Source organism: Pseudoalteromonas sp. L23, assembly GCF_021728455.1.
GTDB lineage: Bacteria > Pseudomonadota > Gammaproteobacteria > Enterobacterales > Alteromonadaceae > Pseudoalteromonas.
In genome coordinates, this window is record NZ_JAKKCW010000001.1 from 435,074 (window position 1) to 459,051 (window position 23,978).

Annotated in this window: 21 protein-coding genes; 7 read left to right on the forward strand and 14 right to left on the reverse strand. The window is 43.1% G+C overall.

From position 1 onward, the window contains the following. Positions 1-55: 55 nt before the first annotated feature. The 4 genes from L3V43_RS02005 to L3V43_RS02020 all read right to left on the reverse strand — a co-directional run bounded on the left by L3V43_RS02005 (position 56) and on the right by L3V43_RS02020 (position 6,558). Positions 56-400 (reverse strand): energy transducer TonB, encoded by a 345-nt coding sequence (locus L3V43_RS02005; RefSeq protein WP_102057311.1) that lies wholly within the window; start codon positions 398-400, stop codon positions 56-58. A gap of 81 nt (positions 401-481) precedes the next feature. Further along, the gene (locus L3V43_RS02010) at positions 482-1,033 is read right to left on the reverse strand and encodes a hypothetical protein (protein WP_237115812.1); all 552 of its coding nucleotides are present in this window, start codon (positions 1,031-1,033) and stop codon (positions 482-484) included. 1,610 nt (positions 1,034-2,643) lie between these two features. Beyond that, entirely contained in the window at positions 2,644-5,283 is a 2,640-nt protein-coding gene (locus L3V43_RS02015) for an Ig-like domain-containing protein (protein ID WP_237115811.1), read from the reverse strand. A 240-nt stretch (positions 5,284-5,523) separates the two neighbouring features. Then, positions 5,524-6,558: a S66 peptidase family protein gene (locus L3V43_RS02020; protein WP_237115810.1), complete on the reverse strand. Its 1,035-nt coding sequence runs from the start codon at positions 6,556-6,558 to the stop codon at positions 5,524-5,526. 306 nt (positions 6,559-6,864) lie between these two features. On the opposite strand from L3V43_RS02020, the gene L3V43_RS02025 reads away from it, so the two are divergent. Continuing rightward, positions 6,865-7,854: a rhomboid family intramembrane serine protease gene (locus L3V43_RS02025; RefSeq protein ID WP_237115809.1), complete on the forward strand. Its 990-nt coding sequence runs from the start codon at positions 6,865-6,867 to the stop codon at positions 7,852-7,854. A 143-nt stretch (positions 7,855-7,997) separates the two neighbouring features. Here the strand turns inward: L3V43_RS02025 and L3V43_RS02030 are convergent, their stop codons facing one another. The 4 genes from L3V43_RS02030 to L3V43_RS02045 all read right to left on the reverse strand — a co-directional run bounded on the left by L3V43_RS02030 (position 7,998) and on the right by L3V43_RS02045 (position 11,138). Continuing rightward, the gene (locus L3V43_RS02030) at positions 7,998-8,153 is read right to left on the reverse strand and encodes a hypothetical protein (RefSeq protein WP_237115808.1); all 156 of its coding nucleotides are present in this window, start codon (positions 8,151-8,153) and stop codon (positions 7,998-8,000) included. 70 nt (positions 8,154-8,223) lie between these two features. Then, positions 8,224-9,429 carry an FAD-dependent oxidoreductase gene (locus tag L3V43_RS02035; protein WP_237115807.1) on the reverse strand — a complete coding sequence of 402 codons (1,206 nt, stop codon included), beginning with the start codon at positions 9,427-9,429 and terminating at the stop codon, positions 8,224-8,226. Continuing rightward, on the reverse strand, positions 9,416-10,822 hold the full coding sequence (locus tag L3V43_RS02040) for an FAD/NAD(P)-binding oxidoreductase (protein WP_237115806.1): 1,407 nt from the start codon (positions 10,820-10,822) through the stop codon (positions 9,416-9,418). Before L3V43_RS02040 ends, L3V43_RS02035 begins: the two co-directional genes overlap by 14 nt. Positions 10,823-10,826: 4 nt before the next feature. After that, positions 10,827-11,138 carry a 2Fe-2S iron-sulfur cluster-binding protein gene (locus L3V43_RS02045; RefSeq protein WP_237115805.1) on the reverse strand — a complete coding sequence of 104 codons (312 nt, stop codon included), beginning with the start codon at positions 11,136-11,138 and terminating at the stop codon, positions 10,827-10,829. Between the two features lie 393 nt (positions 11,139-11,531). Here L3V43_RS02045 and L3V43_RS02050 point away from each other — a divergent pair, with 393 nt between their 5' ends. After that, on the forward strand, positions 11,532-11,759 hold the full coding sequence (locus L3V43_RS02050) for a helix-turn-helix domain-containing protein (protein ID WP_102057316.1): 228 nt from the start codon (positions 11,532-11,534) through the stop codon (positions 11,757-11,759). Next, complete coding sequence (locus tag L3V43_RS02055; RefSeq protein WP_237115804.1) at positions 11,743-12,360, forward strand: GNAT family N-acetyltransferase; 618 nt, start codon at positions 11,743-11,745, stop codon at positions 12,358-12,360. The genes L3V43_RS02050 and L3V43_RS02055 overlap by 17 nt, the downstream gene beginning before the upstream one ends. A gap of 9 nt (positions 12,361-12,369) precedes the next feature. Here the strand turns inward: L3V43_RS02055 and L3V43_RS02060 are convergent, their stop codons facing one another. Genes L3V43_RS02060 through L3V43_RS02075 form a run of 4 tightly spaced genes read right to left on the reverse strand, consistent with a single transcriptional unit; the run spans position 12,370 to position 14,690 of the window. Next, the gene (locus tag L3V43_RS02060) at positions 12,370-12,975 is read right to left on the reverse strand and encodes an SDR family oxidoreductase (RefSeq protein WP_010606178.1); all 606 of its coding nucleotides are present in this window, start codon (positions 12,973-12,975) and stop codon (positions 12,370-12,372) included. After that, entirely contained in the window at positions 12,972-13,421 is a 450-nt protein-coding gene (locus L3V43_RS02065) for an adenylyltransferase/cytidyltransferase family protein (RefSeq protein WP_237115803.1), read from the reverse strand. Before L3V43_RS02065 ends, L3V43_RS02060 begins: the two co-directional genes overlap by 4 nt. Positions 13,422-13,427: 6 nt before the next feature. Further along, positions 13,428-14,174, reverse strand: coding sequence for an SDR family oxidoreductase (locus L3V43_RS02070; protein WP_102057318.1), 747 nt, complete (start codon positions 14,172-14,174; stop codon positions 13,428-13,430). A 27-nt stretch (positions 14,175-14,201) separates the two neighbouring features. Continuing rightward, positions 14,202-14,690, reverse strand: coding sequence for a winged helix-turn-helix transcriptional regulator (locus L3V43_RS02075; protein WP_010606176.1), 489 nt, complete (start codon positions 14,688-14,690; stop codon positions 14,202-14,204). Between the two features lie 406 nt (positions 14,691-15,096). Here L3V43_RS02075 and putA point away from each other — a divergent pair, with 406 nt between their 5' ends. The 3 genes from putA (at position 15,097) to L3V43_RS02090 (ending at position 20,314) form a co-directional block, all read left to right on the forward strand. Continuing rightward, the gene (putA, locus tag L3V43_RS02080; protein WP_095728277.1) at positions 15,097-18,900 is read left to right on the forward strand and encodes a bifunctional proline dehydrogenase/L-glutamate gamma-semialdehyde dehydrogenase PutA; all 3,804 of its coding nucleotides are present in this window, start codon (positions 15,097-15,099) and stop codon (positions 18,898-18,900) included. Positions 18,901-19,203: 303 nt separating this feature from the next. After that, on the forward strand, positions 19,204-19,839 hold the full coding sequence (locus tag L3V43_RS02085; protein WP_237115802.1) for a LysE family translocator: 636 nt from the start codon (positions 19,204-19,206) through the stop codon (positions 19,837-19,839). A 16-nt stretch (positions 19,840-19,855) separates the two neighbouring features. After that, complete coding sequence (locus L3V43_RS02090) at positions 19,856-20,314, forward strand: methylglyoxal synthase (RefSeq protein WP_102057321.1); 459 nt, start codon at positions 19,856-19,858, stop codon at positions 20,312-20,314. A gap of 55 nt (positions 20,315-20,369) precedes the next feature. Here L3V43_RS02090 and yegD read toward each other — a convergent pair whose 3' ends face one another. Together yegD and L3V43_RS02100 are read right to left on the reverse strand one after the other, a co-directional pair. Continuing rightward, the gene (gene yegD / locus L3V43_RS02095; RefSeq protein ID WP_235366564.1) at positions 20,370-21,728 is read right to left on the reverse strand and encodes a molecular chaperone; all 1,359 of its coding nucleotides are present in this window, start codon (positions 21,726-21,728) and stop codon (positions 20,370-20,372) included. A 68-nt stretch (positions 21,729-21,796) separates the two neighbouring features. Beyond that, the gene (locus L3V43_RS02100; protein ID WP_237115801.1) at positions 21,797-22,738 is read right to left on the reverse strand and encodes a sensor domain-containing diguanylate cyclase; all 942 of its coding nucleotides are present in this window, start codon (positions 22,736-22,738) and stop codon (positions 21,797-21,799) included. Positions 22,739-23,024: 286 nt separating this feature from the next. Here L3V43_RS02100 and L3V43_RS02105 point away from each other — a divergent pair, with 286 nt between their 5' ends. Continuing rightward, positions 23,025-23,807 carry a sporulation protein gene (locus L3V43_RS02105; protein WP_237115800.1) on the forward strand — a complete coding sequence of 261 codons (783 nt, stop codon included), beginning with the start codon at positions 23,025-23,027 and terminating at the stop codon, positions 23,805-23,807. The last annotated feature ends 171 nt before the right edge of the window (positions 23,808-23,978 follow it).

The window sequence follows — 23,978 nt, forward strand, 5'->3', positions numbered from 1 at the left end:
TTTGATGTTAATAGTGATGGGTGTGACTTATTTTTCATGCTTGTTAGCTATACATTTAACCTAATGTAAAGTCTAATTGTACCTTAAGATCTTTTTGAATAACGGCAACGCCATTCTCTACTTTAGGGGCATATTTCCAATTGGAGAGAGCTTTGATTGCAGCTTTATCAAAGACTTGTTCAGGTACAGACTTTAGTACCTGAATGTTAATAGGCTTTCCACTTTCACTGATATCAAAACTCATTTGAACATAGCCTTCGATTCTATTGCGAGCAGCATAAGCTGGATATGTTGGATTTGCTGTTTCTTGTAGGGTAGCATTAGCTCTATCAGGTAATGGTTTTGAAGCACACCCCATTAGTAAAGCAATTGCTAATGACACCAAAATTGAATATTTCATAAAACCCCTTTCGTATAGCGCCCAAAGCAGCGGCGCGCGTTAGCGTGTCCAGCCACGTATTGGCGATGCTGCCTTTGCTTGTTATGTTTTTTTACCTAATAATTCTGACTGTTTTCGGGTTAATTCATCGAATACTGGCTTTACTGAATCCATTAAACCCTTCGTTGGCCAATTATTCACAGATACATGTTCCGAAAAGTCCTGATTTTCCCATTGAGCTATAACTGCTCGATATGAACTAACATGGGATAGCGCCAGCGTGAATGCTTCAGGAATTTCATCTCCTTCAATGAGATGTATATTTTCGATTATTATTGATTCAACTCTCTCATTAAGAGGGTGGAATACATTTACAATCCATGTCCTCCACTTTAGCAATTCAGCTTCTGAAAGTTGGTCTTCACCTTTTCCAAAATACCCTGGCATTCCATGACTAGGCCAATGTTTTTTAGTAAAAGAAACCCAAGTTTCATGGCTTGCCGTTAATGTTGCCATTAGTGGCCCATATAGATTTTCTAATTGTTCGTTAATTCGAGCGAGTTGCGCTGACCTTTTCTCAAAATGCAGTTTGCTAAAATGTGCTACAAGCCAACCCGTAACGACGATGAGCGCACCCGCTATAACTTTTTCCATGGTGATTTAGGCTCCTTCTCTGAAAACATAACATTTTAGTATTTATGCGACATGCAGTTTGTGTTGCATAATCGCTTGTTGGACTGAGCAGCTAGGTGTGTCAGAATTGGTGTTGTTTATGCTATGGCTTACATAGAAAAAATAGGCTTTTTGGAGGCTCTCACTTTCCTAGCTAGTGTAATCAGTTTAGCTAGTGTTATGTAAGCTTTCCCTGCATTGCTCAGCGCTTATTATGTATTCATTACACCTACATTTGCCTTAAGAAGCAATTATATTTTTTACGCGTACAGAGGCCGCTAGACTGAGCAATTAAGCAGGTTAATTACTTGATTTTACAAAGCAGCCATAATCAAGCATCCCCTCCTTGGCTAATATCAAAGCGCATTCATGCGCTTCTCGTTCATTCTTTTTAAACGACGAAAAAGAACGAACCAAGAAAACGTCGCCCCAGCATCACACTCAATCCTCAAACCCTAAGCCGATATAGTGCAACCGCCTTGTAAGGCACATCCCTATGCCTGACAAGACTTAGCCAACATCCTGTCGGCACATTGCATATCAGCTTATGCTTTTCGGGTGTGATGGAGGGGGGATTGGTTTTGACTGCGAGCTCTAGTTTTTCTCTCAAAGCAGCAAATTTGCCTGCAAGCACCAAACAAAACTATCAGCACCGTTTTCCTCCCTCATCACACCCGAAAGTGAATTGCCAATGAGTCATTTCAACGCATGGATGCGTGAAAAGCGGTGACAGGGCCAAGGATGGCCCTTACACCGCGGTGACGTTCATATTGGCAATTTACTTGAGGAGTCAGTGTGATGTTGGGAGTGCCCTTTCTTTTGCGCAACGATTCTTTGGGCATCAAAGAAAAGTAAGTCGTAGTCCATGGATGGGTGTCGAAATCCGTCAGGAGGACGGGCTGACTTTACGGTAAATTTCGAGCTACCAGTCGTTAGCAACATAAACCTCCATGTTTAATATCAAAGCGCATCCATGCGCTTCTCGTTCATTCTTTTTAAACGACGAAAAAGAACGAACCAAGAAAACATCGCCCCAGCATCACACTCAATCCTCAAACCCTAAGCCGATATAGTGCAACCGCCTTGTAAGGCACATCCCTATGCCAGACAAGACTTGGCCGACATCCTGTCGGCACATTGCATATCAGCTTATGCTTTTCGGGTGTGATGGAGGGGGAATACGTTGCTTGTAAGATCTTCTACAATTTTTATGATTAAGCTGCTTGCAAACATTGCAAAGACTATCAGCGCAGCCTCCTACCTCACAGTCTAAATAGTTTTGTGGGAGGCGGTTCACCCGCCGAGAAGTTATGCTCTTCTGGTGTGGTTAAGGGGATTAGTTTTGACTGCGAGTTCTAGTTTTTCTCTCAATGAAGGTGAGCTGGGTGTCCACGTTAAATTGTGCATTATCGTGCGCGATAGTCCAGTTTTAGAAAATAGATGCGCATGAGTGCCTGTCTTTTATAAATTGCCTTCAAAACTTGATTTTGAAGAACTTCAAGCTTAGGAAAACCACCCCAACATGCAAGTTGAGGTGGGTAAGTTGAAGGTGAAGTGGGTGTCCACGTTAAATTGCTATTGTCACCTTAGGGTTATTTTTGCCTTGGGCTCCATTCTAGTTTTGGTAGCTCGACATAGGTCCTCCAATCTTTGCCGTCTTTGGAGTGCCAGATATACTCATCTTGCCAACCACTATATATCCACAGTTTATCAGCGAACTTAGCACCTGTTAAATAGTCATTAAACCTAGATATAATGGGGCTTGCTTCAATCCTCCAGTCTATTCCGTTATCAGATGAATAGGCGGCGCTGTCGTTTGCTCCGTTATAAGCATATCCGTTAATCATCCAAAGTTTGCCGTTAAGATTGAAGACTTTACTGGTAATAGCATATTCATTCCGAATATTGGGGGCTGCATTTCTTAAACGCCAATTAACTCCATCTTCTGATGACCAAATTTCGTTAACCGCCCTTGCTTTGTTACTTTCCATTACCTGGCCACCGTACATCCACAAGAGATCATTGTGAACAAATAATGTAGGCTTAAATCTAGGCTTGTATGCTGCTGAACTATTTTGCATAGTCCAGTTGAGTCCGTCTTCAGTCGAATATATAGTGCTATTTTCACTGCTGTAAGAAGCTCCATATAGCCATAGCTTATCTTGAAAGACGATTGCAGACGCTACCTTCCCTATATAGATTTCTAGATTAGGTTGAATTAATGTCCAATTGACTCCATCATCAGAGCGCCACACATCTGACTCATATACCGTTCTTGGTCTTGGTCCTACCCCTCTCGCACCACCTAATAAATAGAGCTGCTCATTGAATTCAATTAATTCAAAGTGTGCACGTCCACCGAATGGCGCGTTTGCAACCTCGAGCTGCCAGTTTATTCCATCTGTAGAAGACCAAATGCCAGTTTGCCAAATGGTATCGTCACCTTTGTAGTATTCACCTCCCATCAACCACAACTTACCTTTAAAGGACACCATTTGAGCGCCATTCCCAAGTTTAAAAGGGGGTAAGGAAGGTGCCACATGGACGGTATTAGAAATGTAGTCTTCGTGGGCAATTTTAATATAGGCACTTTGGTGTTCTAGTGTGTATTTAGAACGCTGAATATTTATAAAGCCATCTTGAAGCGGCAGTGCATCTTGTGCGGATATAACATTCATCTGCGGATTATAACATCCAGTGTAATTGGCTATATTACAGTTAGCGTCGGTACTTCTGTATACCTCCAGTTGCTGACTTTGTTTACTCCATGTTAGCTCAGCATTTGTTAAGCTGATGGCAATACTGAGTTCATCTAATATATAACTGATATCAACATCGTAGGAAGCCGTTGACTCATTGTACAAAGCATCTGAAGCTTTTGTTGCGGATATCGTTGCAACACCGTCTCTGAGTAATGTTAATTTTCCTGTTTTTGAATTAACATCTACCACTGAGGTATCACTGGATTGATAAGTTATAGTACCTGAACCTGTACCTCCTGATAAAGGATTGCTCTGTATCGGTGTATCAATTAATAAATCTAAAGAGCTAGATTGGAATGATAGAGGCTCCTGCTCTTTTTTTGTTACATTAACTGTAAACTGAGCCGTTTGAGGTTCATACAAAGTATCACCTGATTTAGTCAGGGTAATGGTAGCTGAGCCTGCTTTCACGGGTGTCAGTAAGCCCGTGAAAGTATGGGGGAGCACAACTTCAGCATTGGATGTCGAATAGGTAACCTTCCCTTCTCCGCTACCTCCTGTATAACGGTTGGTTTTAGTTTCATCTAGATAGATGTATAGAAAGTCTTGTTCAAAAACAATGTCGTCTTGATTTCTTTTATTGAGCGTCAGTGAATAAGATGCTTCTGCTGAATTATATATTCCATCTGCAGATTTGGTGGCTTTTATGGTTGTTGTTCCTTTACCTACAAAAGTTACTTCTCCGGATGTAAGGTCAATAGTCGCAACGTCTGGATTACTCGAGCTATAGCTAATTGAGCCTGTACCACTTCCACCAATTAACATATTGATTGCCGGAGAGTCATCAACAAATACATTGACGGTCTCATAGTTAAATTTGAGTGGTGTTTGTTCCCGCTTTTTTATAGATAATGCGAAGCTCGCAGATGCAGGTTTAAATTTTAGGTCTGCATGCTTAGTGACTGAAATTTCTACTTGCCCTGCACCGATGATTTGGATTTCCCCACTGGTACTATTGACCGTTGCAACACCTGTATTACTCGATGTAAAAATAAAAGCGCCATCACCGCTTCCACCATTGAGTGGGTTTGTAAAGTTTGAATCACTCACAAACTTTGCGACGTGACCTGCATCAAAAAGTAGTGGCTCTTGCTCACGTTTGTTAACTTCAACTGAATAACTTGCAGATGCTGACTGGTACTGAGCATCAGCACTTTTGGATACAGTAATGGTTGCACTTCCTGCTCCAACACCTTTTATTTGCCCTGTTTGAGGGTTCAAAACTTCTACTATTGATGAGTCTGACGATGAAAACGTTATTGCTCCCGTACCTGAGCTTCCTGATATCTTATTAATTGATGGAATCTCGTCTACCAATATTTGGATTGAAGTTTCAGCGAATGAGATCGCTGTTTGTGGTACTTGGCTGTTACCTTTGCTGCTATCACTGTTGCCAGCATCACTTCCGCCGCCACACGCTGTTAATAGGAATAGCAGAACAAAGTAACAAAATGAGCGCAATTGACCCATGATATGGTCCTTAAAAAAAGACGGTATGTAAACACATAACATTCATACAATCAATACATATTCAGTGTAAGTTTAGGTGGGTTTCCGCCTAAACACTTCGCCAAGCCATTGGGGTCAACAATTTGAACCTTGTCGCTGCTGTTACAAAGAGGAAATTAGGGAGGGTGTTTACCTTAAATGTTACTTCACTTCCTCGACTTGGATATTAATAGTGATGGAGGTCACTTGTTTTGTCTTTGTTTACAACAAATCAAATACCGGCTCTTTCACATCTAAACTGAAGTTGTCCAGATCCAAGCGGTGCTGTATTCCTAACGGCAAAATCCACTGCGGATCGGTATGGCCAAAATCAAGCCGAGTTATTACGGGTAAACTGTTACAGCCAAACTCATCACGTACAACCGATAAAATCACCTCATCAAGCGCTGTCATCTCGTGCTCGCTGTAATCCCGCGCGCGACCAATCATCAAGCTGGATATTTTTTCAAACACCCCCATCACCCCATAGTTACGTAACCAAAAGCGAATATAATCTTGACTAGGTTTATCCTCAGAGGTTTCTAAAAATAGCAATTTGTCTTGCCAAAATGACGGCGATGGCCAGTATTCTGTGCCTTTTAGCATCTCCATCACTTCAAAACAGCCGCCAAATAGCCGCCCTTCCACTTGCCCAGTACCTTGCAGTACTTTTGGACCATTTGTCGCAATTGCGGGATGCAGCTTACCGACGTTTTCTGGAATTGCCCACTCCGGATAGCCATGAGAATAAGCCTTGAATATTGGATAATGGACTTCACCTAGCAGCGCCTGCACTAAATAGGCTTGATATTCAGCACTAGCATTGTGGTACTGGGAGAAACCGGCCATGACTGATGGGCCGTTAAAAGTGACTAATCCCCATTGGTTCAGCAGTGTGGTCAGCGTGGAAAAATCAGAATAGCCCATCATAAACTTAGGGTTATTCAAGATAACGGATTTATCTAAATAAGGTAGGATCCGCGCGGAATCTGAACCACCAATAGAAGAAATTATCCCGGCTATATTCGGATCGGCAAAGGCATCATTAATATCTTTTGCACGTAATTGCGGCTGTGAAAAGAGTACGTCTGCGGCCGTTCGAGCCGACGGCATTTCGACAATATTAAAACCAAGCGAACGCAAGTTTGCCAGCCCTTGATCAAAGATGTGGGGAAATATACCTGGGCCACCCCAGCTAGGTGATACAATCGCAAGGGGATCACCTCGGTTTAGTTTTTTAGGCTTGCGTAATTGCACCGTTTATCCTGCCTTAATGGAATATTCATTAGCGACTAGATATATCCAATTAAGACTACAAAATCAAATACTCACTCAAGCTTTCATCTCGAAACGGAACTAAATAAACAGATGTGGCCTTGCCTTTCATTAGCAAGAGATAAGCATGACAATAATGATTAAAAATAAGTAACCCTGCTACACTTGGATTTGCTATACCAATTGCAGCAGCCTTGTATTTCGTTTCTTAATTTTTTTAGTTAGGATAAGCAACAAGGCTACATGTTAAGCCTTGTTGCAACTTATCACTTAATAAAGCGAGGTAAGATGGAAAAAACTGCATCTATAGAGGAAGTTAGAGCTAAAGTTGGAAATGGTAAGATATTTTCAGGTGAGTCGAGCGTAAACAGAGCTATTTCTAAATGGCATATACTCTCACCACTTTTTATAGCTTTACCATACAGTCAAGATTTTAAACCGGTTATGCTTATTGATGGCTTTAAGAAAAGCGCATTTAAATTTAACAAGAAAAAATCTCAGTTCATCATCATATACTCAATATTCGCCACATTAGTCTCATTACTTTTATTCACATATACAAAAAATGAAAAACTACTAAACCTTACCTTATCAGGACTAATAGTAACGCTATACTTAACAATTGACTACATCACAATTTCAAATAATCTGCAGAGCCTAACTGATAGAAATGTGTTTATCTCTAACCTATCAAACAGGTATAAAAAACATGCTGCAAAATGGTTTTTTATATGCTTAGCCATAGGATTAATTCAAGTATTTATAAACTACTTAGCAGGTGGGTTTGAAGAAGCAGCGTATCGATATGGTGGGATTTATAAGTTAATTATGGCAGGTGAGTGGTGGCGAATTATCACAGCATCATTCTTTCACTCTGGATTAACCCACTGGTTTAGTAATCTTGCTTTCGCATTGTTATCAGGTCCATTATTTATAGCATTAGTGAGAAGAACAGGGTTATTTGTTTTTATTTCAGGTTGTATCACTGGAGCTATATCTGCATATTTTTTGTATTTTTTTGGTCTCACCTCTGCTGACGCATATGGTGGAATTTCTGCAGGAATATATGCATTACTTGGTTACATCACTATTAACTCATATAAAAACAAAAATATAAAAAATGGAAACCTGCACATATCAATAGTTAACTTTTTATTTATGAGCACCGCTTTAAGCGCACTACTATCACATTCGATTAGCAATACTGCACATATATCAGGATTTATTACTGGGGTTTTACTAGCATTCTTGTGCAAACACCGAGACAAATATAAATAGTGGAATACTTCACTATTTATATTTATCACCTTGTAAAGTTCAGACTAACTTAAAAAACAACTCAGACTGTCAATTAGATATTCTAACGATACATATATATGTTAATTTAACAAGTTCGAGTTAACTTAGGTGACAGTTTGAGCTTAGCACATCATTTCAACAATATTAAAACCAAGCGAACGCAGGTTTACTAACCCTTGCTCAAAGATGTGAGGAAATGTACCTGGGCCACCCCAGCTAGGTGATACAATCGCAAGGGTATCACCTCGGTTTAGTTTTTTAGGCTTGCGTAATTGCACCGTCTATCTTGCCTTAATGGAATATTCACAGCAACTAGATATATCCCATTAAGGCAGCAGAATCAAACGCTTATTCGAACCTTTCAACGAGAAATGGAGCTAAATCAACAGAGGTAGGTTTGCCTGTAATGAGTTCAGTAATAAGCGTGCCAGTAATGGCCGACATTAAAATCCCCGTCCTAAAGTGTCCACACGCATTAATGTAACCCTCCACTCCATCAACGGGGCCCAAAATTGGCAGCTCATCCGGTGTACCAGGTCTAAGTCCTGCCCAGCAACGTTTAATACTTGACTCTTTTAGCACCGGCAAACACTTCATAGCACCTTGTGACAACTCGGTGATTTTATCTAGACTATTGGTGGTATCGAAGCCTTTTTCCTCCGTTGAAGAGCCAATTAAAATCTCGCCATTGTCCTTTTGTGCAATGTAGCAATCACTGGTACTGATACAACCATTTAATACTTTCGGCATACGCTCAGACAGCACTATTTGACCCTTAACCGGGTAAACTGGCATGTGTTTACCTGTCGCCTGATGGTAAATGTCATCCGCCCAGGCACCAGCGGCATTAATTAAGGTCTCACAATGCAGGCTTTGATCTTGCGTCTTCACACCTATCACCTTATTGCCTTCACGCAGTACCTCTAGCACTTCGGTATTCAAAAATAACTCAACACCATTTTGGCGTGCTCCTTCGGTATACGCATCAACTAACCGGTATGGGTTTACCTGATGGTCGCAAATAAAATCTATCGCACCAATTGCATCTGGGGTGATATAAGGCTCCTCTGCACGTAATTGCTGTTGGTCTAACCACCTGATCTGCGAAGACAAATTAGGGATCCCTGACACTATGCTATCTGCATATATTTCATCATCGCGATTGTACATAATGAATTTAAGACCGGTACGTTCAAACTTAAAGTCGACATCGTGTCTGGCCAGCATTTCTTCATGCAGTGCTGGATATAACTCGTTTGACTTGAGCGCAAGTTCAAAAAAGCATTCTGGTAATTGATGCGGCCGTAATGTTTGTGCAGCTTCGGTATCTCCTTCACTTTGGAGCTTCGACAAGGTTTTGAAGAAGATCACACCACAGCCAAGTCCGACCGACTCACCAATTGCCCATAATCCACCCGCAGATGCACGAGACGCGTTACCCGGCTTTTTTAAATCTACTAACGCGATTTTTAGGTTGGTATCGCGGCTTAAAAAATAGGCACAAGCCGCACCAATTACACCGCCACCTGCGATAATGACATCATACTGCTTCATGGTTTTTCTCCAGTAAAGTAAACGGAATTGGGTCAAGTGGGAATCTTGGCCTTATCACGCCCAGCGTATCTAAGTGCCCTACCGCATGCAGTCGATCTAACGCATAGCTAGAACACATTTTTCCTTGGCAGTCTCCCATGCCAATACGGGTTCTCATTTTTACGCTAGATAAATCTTTTGCACCTTGTTGCAATGCTAAATCGAGTTGCTGGCGCTTTACTTGTTCGCAGCGACACACCACGGTATCTGCCTGGGTTAACGCAAGCAGCCCCTCTCGGCGCGCCGAGAAGCGGTCAAATCCTGCTCTAAACTTCTGTGCTTGCTTACGCTTAGTTTTGAGCTTGCGCATTCGCGTGTGGAAGGTCGTTTCGCTTAAACAGGCTTGCTCATAGGCAAGCATGGTTGCGGCCATTTTCCCTTCAATGATAGCCGCTTCTGCGCCTAGCAAACCATTGGTATCACCACAGACAAAAATTGAATTTAAGCTACTGCGTAAATTGTCATCTAATAAAGGCACATAACCATTCGTGGTGGTGTACTGATGAGAAACCCCAAGTAGCATGGCAAGCTGGGTGCGGGCAACAAAACCATAGCCGACCCCTAGACTATCCACGGCTAAATGCTGTGCTTTTGACAAGTCCGCATGCCAGTGCTCATCGTAAGGCGCTACGGTAACACTGGAGAGTTTTTCTTGGCCTTCTGCTTTCACAATGCCATAACCATACTTGAACGGAATATTATGCTTTTTGAGATACGCCAACATACTCAATCCCGAAAGCGTAAGCTTAGGTTTATTGAGCAGCGCCACGGTCTCTTTCGCCAGTTCACTAAAGCGACTCGCTTCATATACGCCAACTACTTGTGCACCGGATTTATGTAACTGGCAAGCAACCAGTGGCAATAATGGTCCAGTTCCGACTAAAGCCACTTTTTTCCCTGGTCGAACTAACCCACTTTTAAGCTGAAGTTGCATCCCGCCCATTAACATCACACCAGGTAACTGCCATCCTTCAAATGGCACACTGCGCTCATGACAGCCAGTTGCCAGAACCAACTTGGTGTAATCTATTTGTGTTAACTGATTTTGTGTTTGCAACAGCAAACCGCTTTCGCCCTCGGGCCCAAGCACTTTGGTTTGTAGTTGTAGTGTTATATCTTGTTTATGATGTTCGTAGCGTACCTTTAGTGCAGCCATCGCACGTTTAAGATTTTCATCTAAATGAGGAAGCTTACTTGCTTGTCGAAGTGGCCCGCGATAGATCACCCCACCAATTTTTGGTGCTTCATCCACTAAGGTGCTAGTAATGCCATATTTAGCCAGCTCAGCTGCACAGCTAACGCCAGCAGGCCCTGCACCAACAATAACGATTTTTTCTTTTTGACAATTAGACATCACACTATACTCCAACCTGCTTGAAACGATTTTGTTTAGTTTCAACCTGCATGTTGGGTTGTACTAAGGTTTGGCAAGCCTTTTGTTTATGTTGCTTGTTTATCGTTACCTGACAACAATGACAAACGCCCATACCACAATAAGCACCAGATACGGCTTCTCGATCGCTTTCCATAATTTGCTTGTAGTTCGCCGCAAGCAAAACAGACAACACGGTTTCACCGTCGCATGCGTTAACCGCAATGTCGTCGATTTGAATTTGGAACTGTAACCCCTCAGGGTCTATAATATCTTGCGTTCTGGATAATTCAGACATGAAAAAATGCTCCTTCAATAAAGTCGCACAAAGCCTACTATCCAAATATTAAAAATAAACATTTTATTTACTTTATTCACTTTAATTTGATCCAAATTAACTTTTAAGCACTCTCGCGCTAATTCTGTTCAATTCGGTGCAAATGCTGCACTCACCTCACTAAAGCAGTGCAATATGAACGTATTTACAGACCAACAAAAACCGCATCCTCTTGATATTAAATAGCTTTAATTTCTGGCACAGTTTTTCCTTATTAAACGACACGACGGATGAAAGGAGCGTAATTATGTACACTTTATATCAAACGATGTACTTACTTTGGCATTTGGATGTGAGTATCTGGCCTGTGCACGATACAGCAACAACCCCTGTAGATGGTAAGGAGGAAGCGCAATGACACTTGGCAAACTAGAAACTGCAGTACACGCAGTAATGAACGATATGCTCACCCCATCACAAGCCGCAAAAGCCTATCATGTGCCGCAGCGAGCACTTTACGAAGCACTGCGACGCTCCCAAGAGAAACAGCAAACTCGATGGCAGAAATTAATGCATGAAAAGGCAAGGCTTGAGCAAAGTCTGGCTCGGATAAATAAGGAACTGCATGAACAATTTGTCTAATACCGCTATGCAGCTTCGCATTATTCAGGCGCCTAGCTTGAAATACAATCGCTTAGATTGTCAGCTTTGGGTAAAACAGCTCAGTGCGCTGACGCAAGCCTGTATTAATCTTGGCGCCTCTATCGGCTTTTTGCCCTCTTCCTCTAGCAGAGCAATACAAAACTACTGGTGGCAGGTATTCGATGCTGTGATCAAGTCGCAAAAGACGCTTATTATCGCTGAACTTAATGGCGTAATGGCAGGTTGTGTGCAACTCTCGCCGGCAACAAAAGATAATGCTCAGCACCGGGCTGAAGTTGAAAAGCTATTAGTTCATCCGAATAGCCGACGAAAAGGCGTAGCAACAAAGCTGATGCAAGCCATAGAGCAAGAATCTACACGGCAGCAGATATCGTTACTCGTCCTTGACACACAATCGGATTCGGACGCAGAAACCTTATATCAGAGCTTGGGCTTTAAAGTTGCTGGGCAAATCCCTCATTTTGTCAGTGATGAGCGCGGTGACTTCCATGCCACCACATACTATTACAAACTGCTTGCACCGATCTTGCGCAATCGTATTGAGAACGTAGCTCTAGTGCATTATGCCAATGAATATTAGCAAAACAGTCTAATCAAGCGACTCGCTACGACTTTCGTTCAGGCGATAAAAAAACAGCTTACCGATGTGCTGTGGTGTAGTTACAGCCTCTAAGATTGGCGCGGCGCCTTGTGGTATGCTCATCACATTGGGATTATTGATAGTAAGACCATCGCGCAGTTTAGTATCTATTGCCCCGGGGCACAGTACCGCTATTTTGTAGCCGTCCTTGTGAAGACCTTTAGATAGAGTCACCACGCCCGCTTTCGCCGCACAATAAGACGTCCAATCTTTGTAACTGTTAAATGCCGCCGTCGACGCCACATTGATCAAATGCACCGCTTTGTTTGCTTTAATTGCAGCACGAGAAATTAAATAAGTGCCGATTAGGTTTACTTCGATGTCACGGATCCAAAGACTTGGGTCAGAGTCTGCCACTAAACTTGAGTAAAGCGTTCCTGCCGCATTGATTACACAGTCATAAGATTTGTCGTCAAAAAAACGCTCAACTTCAGCTGGTTTAGAAACATCAAGCTGCGCGCGCGATGGCGCTTCCACTTCATGTCCTAAGCGCTTCAGTTCATCGCTTAAATAAGCGGCAAGACCACCCTGTCCGCCCGTTATTAACACTTTCATTTCTGTGGCTCTGGGATTGGATGATTGTCGCTTTGCTCAATCAGCTTTTTATACTGATCGTAGATTTTTTGCTTTAAGTTACTAGAGCTAACGCCAGCACCATAAGGAAAGTAAAATACCTGAACCCCAAGCTCTTTCAGATAATCATATTTTCCCTTCCAATCATCGCCAATCACGAACACATCAATATTTAGATTTTTCACCGTTTCACGATGATCTAAAGTACGTTGTGGAATAGCAAGATCTGGGTCTCTTAACCCTTCGATAATCGCCAAACGCTCTTCAAATGGCACTGCCGGTGGCTTTTTATAAGAACAAACAAGTTCATCGGTACTTACACCAATGATCAACGTGTCTCCTAAACCTCGGCCATAACTAATCATTTTTAAATGATTACTGTGAAATAAATCAAATGTTCCTGAGACATAAACAATTTTATTTTTCATAAATTGCTATTTCCCTCCAGCTAAATCAATAAAAGTTCCTGTAACAAAGCTTGCTTCGTCACTTAAAAGCCAAGCGATGGCATTGGCAACCTCAATCGCGGTTCCACCTCGCTTCAGCGGTAAAAAATCGGCTAGACGATCAACTCGGTTTGGTTCGCCACCGTCGCCGTGAATATCGGTATAAATACAGCCCGGTCTCACGCAGTTCACGCGGATCTGTTCAGCGGCTAATTCCAGAGATAAACCTTTAGTGAAGCTGTCTATTGCACCTTTTGCAGCCGCATAGTCAACATACTCATTAGCCCCACCTAAATAAGAAGCTGCCGACGATACATTCACCATTGCGCACTGTGCTGGATTGGCACTCAAACGCATATGTTTAATTGCTTCGCGAGCACAAATAAAATACGGCGTAACATTATTAGTAAGCATATTGTTGATGCGCGCTGCGGTCATGTGTTCAACTCGAGTCTGCACGTTCAGCACGCCAGCGTTGTTGACCAAATGCGTTACCATGCCAATATCGGTCTTTATCTTGTCAAACATTGCCTCTACAGATTTTTCGTCTGTGACATCTGCTTGTAACAAATGCGCTTTACCATTATTACTTAGGATGGTATCAGCAACCGTTTCTGCGGCTTGCACGTTCTGCTTGTAATTTATAACAACAGTAAATCCTTGTTGTCCCAGCAGTTGAGCCGTTGCCGCACCAATCCCACGGCTCGCACCGGTGATAAGTACCACTTTTTGCATCTATTATTCCTTAAACTGGGTCAACAGTTACTGATAGTTCAGCACTTCTACACCCATGTCTTCTTTGACGTGTTCTATCACCATATAGGTATGATTTGTGCCAACTCCAGGTATTTCAACGATTTGACCTAATACCTCTCGATATTGACGCATATCTTGGACTCGGATCTTAACTAAATAATCAAAGCCACCAGCTACCATATCACAAGAAACGACGTTGGGGATTTTTACAATGTGCTGTTTAAACACCTCAAATACCACTTCGGTCGAGCTTTTCAAGGTGATCTCCACATGCGCAACCAAATGCTGGCCAAGTTTCGCGGCATTTAATCTTGCCGTATATCCTTCGATATACCCCTCGGACTCGAGTTTTTTTACTCGATCGAGGCAAGGACTCGGACTCAAGTTTACCTCTTTCGCCAAGTTTACATTAGAGATCCGAGCATTGCGCTGAAGCGCGTCTAAGATTGCTAAGTCGATGCGATCTAATACCCGAGTTTTAATGGAAGTCGTCATATCAGCATAAAATTTTGTGAGGGTTTGAGATTACCCGCAAATTTACCGTATTCATTGAAAATAAAACAGCATATTCTGCTGTCTTTTCGATAGAATGCCCGCGAAATTAACGATAAAGAACAAAGCGGCTTGTTTCAGCCTTTAACGCAACTTTGTTCGAACATTTAGATTATGCATTCTGGCTAAAATTTGAACCCCCAAATGGGTGTGTTATGGTTAGCAATGTGACTGCATCATTTTGTCGTAATTGAGGCTTCCTATACAAATTAAACTACACTTTCAACCTTTGGTTGCATAGTTTGGCATCAGTTCAGATGTAGTTTTGTAATCTACACATTAAGGTGTGTGATTCCATAGGCAGGCGCGAATTACATGTATTTTTGACTCCAATTTTTGAGGGTTGCTTATGCTTTATAACGGCGATTTGACAACTAACTGTCCTATCCGACAAAAGATCCGTGATTTTTACCGCATCGATGAGAACGCAGTAATTGATCATATTTTACCTTTAGCTGAGGTAGGCGTTACAGCTCGAAGCCGAGCATGGGAACGTGCACGTCAAATGGTATTGAACATTCGTAGAGATCAAGATGGTCAAAACGGTGTCGACGCGCTTTTAAATGAATTCTCTCTTTCTACCGAAGAAGGCGTGGTACTGATGTGTTTGGCCGAAGCTTTACTTCGTGTACCAGACAAAGCAACGCAAGAAAGCCTAATCCGTGACAAGCTCGCACAAGGCGACTGGAGTTCACACTTAGGCAGCAGCGACTCGTTATTTGTTAACGCTTCAAGCTGGGGTCTACTCGTTACTGGTAAAATGGTTAATTATTCAGACAAGAATAAAGAAGAACAATTTGGCGTGCTAAAACGCACAATTGGTCGCCTTGGTGAGCCAGTTATCCGTAAATCTGTTAACTATGCAATGAAGATCATGGGTAAGCAGTTTGTAATGGGTGAAACCATTCAAGATGCTATCGATCGTGCCGCTGATAAAGAACAAAAAGGTTATGTATATTCGTACGACATGCTAGGTGAAGGCGCACGTACGATGAAAGATGCAGAGCGCTACTTCCAAAGCTATATGAACGCCATTCACGCAATTGGTAAAGCAGCGAAAGGCCGTGGCCCAATAAAGAGCCCTGGTATATCTGTAAAGCTTTCAGCTATTCACCCACGCTATGAATTCACACATCGCGACCGCGTGATGGACGAGCTTGTACCTAAGCTAAAAGAACTTGCAATTGCTGCGAAAGAATACGATATCGGTTTCACGGTTGATGCGGAAGAAGCGGATCGTTTGGATATCTCACTAGATGTCATCGAGGCTGTATTCTCAGACGACGCGCTTGGCGACTGGAATGGTTTTGGTCTTGCAGTACAAGCATATCAAAAGCGTGCCATTTTCGTTGTGGAATGGGTGGCTGAACTTGCTCGTCGCGTAGGCCGTAAACTGATGGTGCGTCTAGTTAAAGGTGCTTACTGGGATACAGAAATCAAAACCACTCAACAAGATGGTCTTGAGCACTTCCCTGTGTTCACCCGTAAAGCAACGACTGACGTTTCTTATAAAGCGTGTGCTATTAAGCTACTAGAAGCACGTGATGCACTTTTCCCACAGTTTGCAACGCATAATGCTTACACCGCAGCAACTATCCTAGAAGTTGCCAAAGGCGACAACAAAGGGTTCGAATTCCAACGTTTACACGGAATGGGTGAATCACTTTACGACCAAATCGTTGAAAACGAGGGTATTCAGTGTCGTGTGTATGCGCCAGTTGGTCAGCACGAAGACCTACTTGCTTATCTGGTACGCCGTCTACTTGAAAATGGTGCAAACTCATCATTCGTAAACGCGATTGTTGATACCACTAAGCCTGTTGAGTCACTACTTCCTGACCCTGTAGAAACACTGCAAGGCCTACGTAACCGTTACAATACGCAGATTAAACTACCTATCGAGCTTTATGGCGATGAGCGTCCAAACTCAAAAGGTAAAGACCTAACTGACATCAACGATTTAACACCGTTTAAAGAAAACCTAGACAACTGGTTTAACGAACACCTAATCGATGAAAGCCAAGTACCAGAAGGTCACCTTGCTGTTCGTAACCCTGCGAACCACAAACAAGTGATTGGATCTGTGCCTTTACACGATGAAGCACACATGCAAAGCGTGCTTGCCAATGCTGATGCAGCTTTTGAAAGTTGGTCTCAAACCTCTGTTGAAGAACGTGCAAACTTACTACGCCGTACTGCTGACATCCTTGAGCGTCACCATGACGAACTTGTTGCTATCTGTATTAAAGAAGCAGGTAAAGTAACCCAAGACAGCATCGATGAAGTACGTGAAGCCGTTGATTTCTGTCGCTACTATGCAGCGCGTGCAGAAGAGCTTTCTAAAGATGAGCGCTTTGAAGCTCGTGGCGTGATTTTATGTATCAGCCCGTGGAACTTCCCGCTTGCGATCTTCTTAGGTCAGGTAGCTGCTGCTATCGTGACGGGTAATACCGTTATTGCAAAGCCAGCTGAACAAACCAGTATGATTGCACTGCGTTGTATTGAATTAATGCATACCGTTGGTTTACCAGAGCACGTAGTACAACCGGTTATCGCACGCGGTAGCGAAGTGGGTAAACACATCGTGCCTGACGAGCGTATCCAAGCGGTTATGTTCACAGGTTCAACAGAGACAGGTACGCTTATCTCGCAAATTCTTGCTGAGCGTAACGATATTCAGGTTCCTCTGATCGCAGAAACCGGTGGTCAAAACTGTATGATCGTTGACTCAACAGCATTACCAGAGCAAGTGGTTGACGATGTTATTTCATCAGGTTTCCAAAGTGCCGGTCAACGCTGTTCAGCACTTCGTGTGTTGTTCTTACAAGAAGATGTTGCTGACGGTATCATTGAAATGATCCAAGGTGCGCTTAAAGAGCTACATATCGGCGACCCATCGCTACTATCTACAGACGTAGGCCCAGTAATCGACGAAAAAGCGCTGACCACTTTGACTAAGCATGTTGATTACATGAAGTCGAACGGTAAGCTCCTATTCGAAGCTAAGATCCCTGATAACAGCGAGAACGGCGCTTACTTCTTCGCGCCTCGTCTATATGAGATTTCTGATCTATCCGTGCTTAAGCGTGAAGTATTCGGTCCGGTAGTCCACGTTGTACGCTTCAAAGCAGATCAACTTGATAATGTGATCGATCAAATCAATGGTACAGGCTACGGTCTAACAATGGGCGTTCATTCACGTATTGAAGAGCGCTGCGAATACCTAGCTAAGATGTCTCGCGCGGGTAACGTATACGTGAACCGTAACATGATTGGTGCAATCGTTGGTGTGCAACCATTTGGTGGGCGTGGTCTTTCTGGTACAGGTCCAAAAGCAGGTGGTCCAAACTACTTAGTTCGCCTTGTGAAAGAAAAAGCGTCACCAGACAACGTACAAATGACAGATCTGACGCCTGATGAGCTAGAGATCCACCACTTCCCAGGTGCCGTTGAGCAAGTTGAAAAACTGATGCAAAACTCTAAGCGTGATGAGAAGATCTGGCGTCGTACTGCGCTTAATGACCGTGTTTCGGCAGTGCGTCAGCTACTTGCTAAAGTGGCAACAGTAGACATCATTGATGAGCTGGCGGATGATTTGTCATTAACGCTTTCTGATGCGCGTGCTCAGCTAAACCGCTTAGAAAAGCGTATGCGTACTTACACAACGCTACCAGGACCAACTGGTGAATCGAACACGCTGCACTTAGAAGCGCGTGGTTGTGTAGTGGTATATGCCGATAAGAGTACGTCGTTCAACTTCTGGGCGATTTCAATTATTACAGCACTTGCTGCCGGTAACACAGTGATCACGGTAGCCTCTGACTTATTCTATGAAGAAGCATTGGCATTTAGAGATAAGTTTATCTCAACTGGCGTTGCTGAAGGCGTATTCCAAGTAGCGAAGCAAAACCAGCTACAAGCGATTTTGGCACACCCTCACCTTGCAGGTGCTGTTGTGGCTGCGCGCTCTTCACGCCTTGGTTACTTCTCACAGCAACTTGCAGAGCGTAAAGGTGCTATCCTGCCGGTGATCAGTGCAGAGTACTACGATACGCTTATCAATCGTCTAGTGACTGAGAAAACCATCAGTATCGATACCACAGCTTCTGGTGGTAACACTTCACTGATGACGCTTGTTGAAGACGAAGAGTAAGAGAATATAAATCGCTATGCTAGACATAGCGGTTTTATCGAACAAAGCCAGCGTAAGCTGGCTTTTTTATAGCAAAAATCAGGGCTCACTACCATACACAATAGCAACTTTAAAAATTGCTCAACTCAGAGAAAACAGACACAATACAAATAAGGTGATTTAATCACAGTGAAAAGACCACTAATATTGTTGCTCTGCATAATAATGTTAGAATTTCAAAGTATAAAATAACCACAATAATACCAATTTCATGCATGTTGGCTATTCACAAAAACGATATAAAAACCAATAACGAAAAGAAAAATGTTAAACCTTGAATACTTATTCTCATTTTTAATTGCTAGCACGGTGATTGCCGTGGCACCAGGTCCATCTAATGCATTTTTAATGGCACAGACCTTTACTAATGGCCGTGCTGCTGGCATGCAAAGCGCATTAGGTTTTGCGCTAGGTGGGGTGATCCATACACTCTTTGCCGTTGTTGGCTTGTCGGCACTCCTAAAAGCTTCAGAGACTGCCTATACCACAGTGCAATACCTCGGCGCAGCTTACTTAGCTTATCTAGGTGTAATGACTATCAAAGAAACGCTTGGAAAGGCGCAGATAGCTTGCGAGGAAAAACCGCACGTGAGCACCAAAAAGCCTAAAAACGTGATGTTCCAAGCAATGATGACGGAAGTCTTAAATCCCAAAGTCGCCCTGTTTTTTATTGCATTTATTCCTCAGTTTGTCGATAGTAGCTTGGCGACCTCGACAACGATGCAACTGGCTATGTTTGGCTTACTTTATCCTATTTTAGCTTTTCCCATCGACTGCATGTACATCTACGGTGGTGATAAAATCGCGGGCTATTTTAGGCAGCATCCAGCAGCGCCAGTGTGGATTGATCGAATTTCAGGCTTAATTTTTATCGCATTGGCAGTCAATTTATTACTCTAAACAGGGAGCAGCACACATGCAAAAACGTTCACAGCCACTACCAGCAAAAAAGCATATTGCTTTAGTTGCACACGATGGCATGAAACCAGCCCTACTTGAGTGGTGTCAGACTCACTTAGATAGCCTTAAGCAGCACAAGCTTTACGCCACGGGCACAACGGGTAATCTGATAGAAAAGCATACTGGTTTAGAAGTCACCAAACTATTTAGTGGGCCAATGGGTGGCGACCAGCAAATTGGTGCCAAAATCGCGGAGCAAGATGTTCATGTCTTGATTTTCTTTTGGGATCCGCTCGCGTCACAGCCTCACGATCCGGATGTAAAAGCACTGTTGAGACTGGCTGCTGTTTGGAATATTCCCGTTGCCTGTAATGAAGCGACGGCAGATTTACTGATGGCGTGCGATAAAATGAACCAGCCAATCGCAAGGCATTTACCTGATTATGAGCAGTACCTTGCTAGTCGCTTAGATTGATAAAATAGATGAGTATGGAAGCGGTTTGTGACCGCTTCTTTGATTTTGACTTCGATTATTTAAATATTTTATCCGCCCACTTAGTCAAGCCTGCAGTAACACTACCAAAGTTATCCCCGTTCACCATTTCAATATCACCAATTTGCTGTGCAAGCGTTGCCTTGAGTAACGGTGATTGCGCGCTACCGCCAGTCAGATAAATTACATCGGGTTTTGATCCCGCTTGATGAATGGCTTCTTGCGCAAGCCCCCCCATCTGTTCTAAGTTCGACATGACCGACTCGGCAAAATCTTGCTGCGTAAATTCAGAGGCTAGCTGTGGTTCAATAAAACCAAGATCGGCATTAAACTTTGCTTGCTCAGAGAGTGCAATCTTGCCGAGTTCACCTTCACGAACCACCTGATGGGTAAGTTTGTTCTGTTGAATATGAAGTAAACGCGCCAGCTTTTGCGGCTCAGCGACATCTCGCAACATACTTTGCAATTCTCGCGCTAATTTATCGCTGTAGAAGTCTAGTTGAGACTGAATATCATTGATTTTACATGCCTGCCAATAGAGTTGACTAGGCATCGGCAAACCTGAGCTCATGTTAGATCCGAGACCACACAACGGCATTAATTGGTGATAAGCTAGCGCAATATCTAAGTCGTTACCGCCGATACGTTTGCCTGTATGCGCTAAAAAGTCTTGCTGGCGTTGTGTGTTATTGCGATAGCTTGGCCCCATTCGGACAAACGAACAATCGCTAGTACCACCGCCGATATCAACCACCAGCACAAGTTTATCTTGCTGAAGACGGCTTTCGTACTCAATTCCCGCTGCGAGCGGTTCGAAGAGAAAATCCACTTCCTTAAACCCAGCTCTTTTTGCAGCGGTGGTAAGAATATTAACCGCTTGTTGATTGCTTTCCTCTCCACCGACGGACTGAAAATTAACAGGTCGACCAATCACAGTGTCGGTAATGGACTGTTGCAGCTGCGACTCGGCACGACGCTTAATCTCCACCATCATCGCCGCAGCAATATCTTCAAAGAAGGCGATTTGTTGAGGTTTAAGTCCAACCGCCCCAAAGAAGGATTTGGGTGATTTAACAAAAAAACCTTCTTCGGGAAATTCGATATACTCAGAAATTGCCGCTTGACCAAAAAAAACGCCCGCTTCATGTGCTTCTAAATCAAGATCGCGCTTAGCTTGCTGTGCTACCGTTAGCAGACCTTGGCGAGACTGCGTGTAGACTGGATCTGGCTCATTGAGATGACGATTAACAAATGCAGGAATTAACGCATTGTGCATCGCATACATAGTCGAAGGCAGGTAATATTTATCTTGCTCGAGACGCAGTAAGTCCACTTCACCATTTTGCATGACACCCATCGCACAATTAGAACTTCCGTAATCAAACCCGACTTTCATTCTCTACCTCAAACTGCTGAAAAGTCGCGAAGTGTATCATGGTTGTCGTTATTGTCAGATGAATTTATCTAGGTTCCAACATCCTTAATCGGTTTGTTGTGGAAAGCATAGCGCACACTGTCAGATTGCTTGGCTTGATACATAGCGGAATCTGCCTGTTGGATCCCAGTCTCGATGTCGAGGTTATTAAACAGACTGACACCGATACTAATCCGACAACTTAGTTTATTGCCTTCAAAGAGATATGGTTTATCTACCTTGTTGATTATTTGCTGGCAGATCCCAACCACATGAGATTCGGCTTGAGGCTGTTGTGGAGATAAATGAGTAATTAAAATCACAAACTCATCACCTCCCCAACGGATCACCACATCATCCTCACGTACGCTAGCACTCAAACGCTGAGCAACCGCCTTGAGTAACTGATCCCCCACATGGTGACCATGCAAGTCATTTACTTTTTTAAAATCGTCAAGGTCCAAAAACAAGATTGCGCTGTAACTACCAAACAGCTGCCCGGCATGGAGTTGCTCCATCAACCCATGTTGGAGAACATGGCGATTCGGTAATTCGGTTAATTGATCATGATACGCCAGCTTCTCGGCTTCAAGATACTCCAACTTACGGTCATTGATATCCCGAGATAACACGATAAAGCGCGTTTCTGCATGATTGTCGCTTGCAGTCACAATCTTACGGGCGATAGAGACTTCAAACCAACGCTCGCCAACAGGCGTAGACAAGTGAATATGGCTGCCGTGTGAATAGCCGTTAACTTTTGCTTCCTGTAATGCCCGCATCACTATTTTAGCGGCTTGCTCTGGCATCACTTCAGTCACCGTATGGCCAATCAATTGTTCTGCAGGCGCGACTAACAACTCAGGGCGGAGTATTCTGGCGTCCCAGTGTCGCCCCTCTTCGTCTAGTTCAAACATCAAGTCCGGCATCGCACTTAACGTCGACGCCAATTCCTCATAGCTCGGTTGCGCCAAAGCTTGAATGCGGGCCATACGACGATCCTTGACCATGAGGCGTTGCAACATCCTGTTCCATAATTCTATAAACTTGAACTTTGCAATTTGAAACATGCCAATGAACACAGCTCATCTACGGCTATCGTTATAAAATAATATACCAATTTTACGAATAATGACCAATTACCGACTGCATCAAAGAAAATATTTTCAAGTCATTGGCTTCGAAAGAGAAAAGCAATTGACGAATAGATAATAATTCCTATAATCGACACAGCAGCGCTTTCCATGATGGAAGGTCACAAGATATATAAGGATGACTATGTCTTTTTTCAAAAAAGCCCTTGGCGCAGTCGGTATCGGTGCAGCAAAAGTAGATACCATTTTAGAGACCCATCACGCCTCTCCTGGCGAAGAAATTTCTGGAACGGTTAAAATCATCGGTGGCAAAGTTGCTCAAGAGATCAACAAAATAGATCTTAACGTAATGTGTAACTACACGGTTGAAAGAGAAGACAGTGAAGGTGAAACAACGACCATCACTAAAAACCACACCCTTGCTAAATTTCAAATCAACGAACGATTTACTATCGAACCCGGTGATGAAAAGCACATTCCATTTGCGCTTGACCTCGCTGAAGAAACCCCGCTTACCGTTGGACAATCCAAAACTTGGATTGCTACCAACCTTGATATTGATATGGCGCTCGACAAGTCAGATAGGGACTATTTACACATAGTACCTACCGAGCTACAACAAGCGGCTATCGATGCGATGGAAGCGCTTGGCTTTAAACTCTATGAATCAGACTGTGAAGGTATTGATGAAGTATCTTTCTCACGCCTCCCATTCGTACAAGAGCTAGAGTTTAAAACGATCGCAGGTGACTTCCATGGTCGCTTTGATGAAGTGGAAGTGGTTTTCTTTAATCGCGGTGAGCAACTAGAAATTATCTTTGAGATTGACCGCAAAGCGCGAGGCTTTAAAGGCTTCTTTGCGGAGGCGCTAGACCTTGATGAATCAAAAGCCAGATTGCTGATAGATGAAACTGATTTAGAAGACCTAGAAGATGCTATTTATGACATTCTAGAGGCAAATTGCTAAGGTATATTAACCTTGTAGTATCGATAGATTTATATTGATGCTTTGGTGATCGTTGCATTCATACGAATGCAACTTCTATATGAACAAACTCTATTATTATCCCAGTTCACCTAACGCTATGGTTTATATTAATACAAATGTTAAGGTGTATAGATAATAACTCTCTAGACT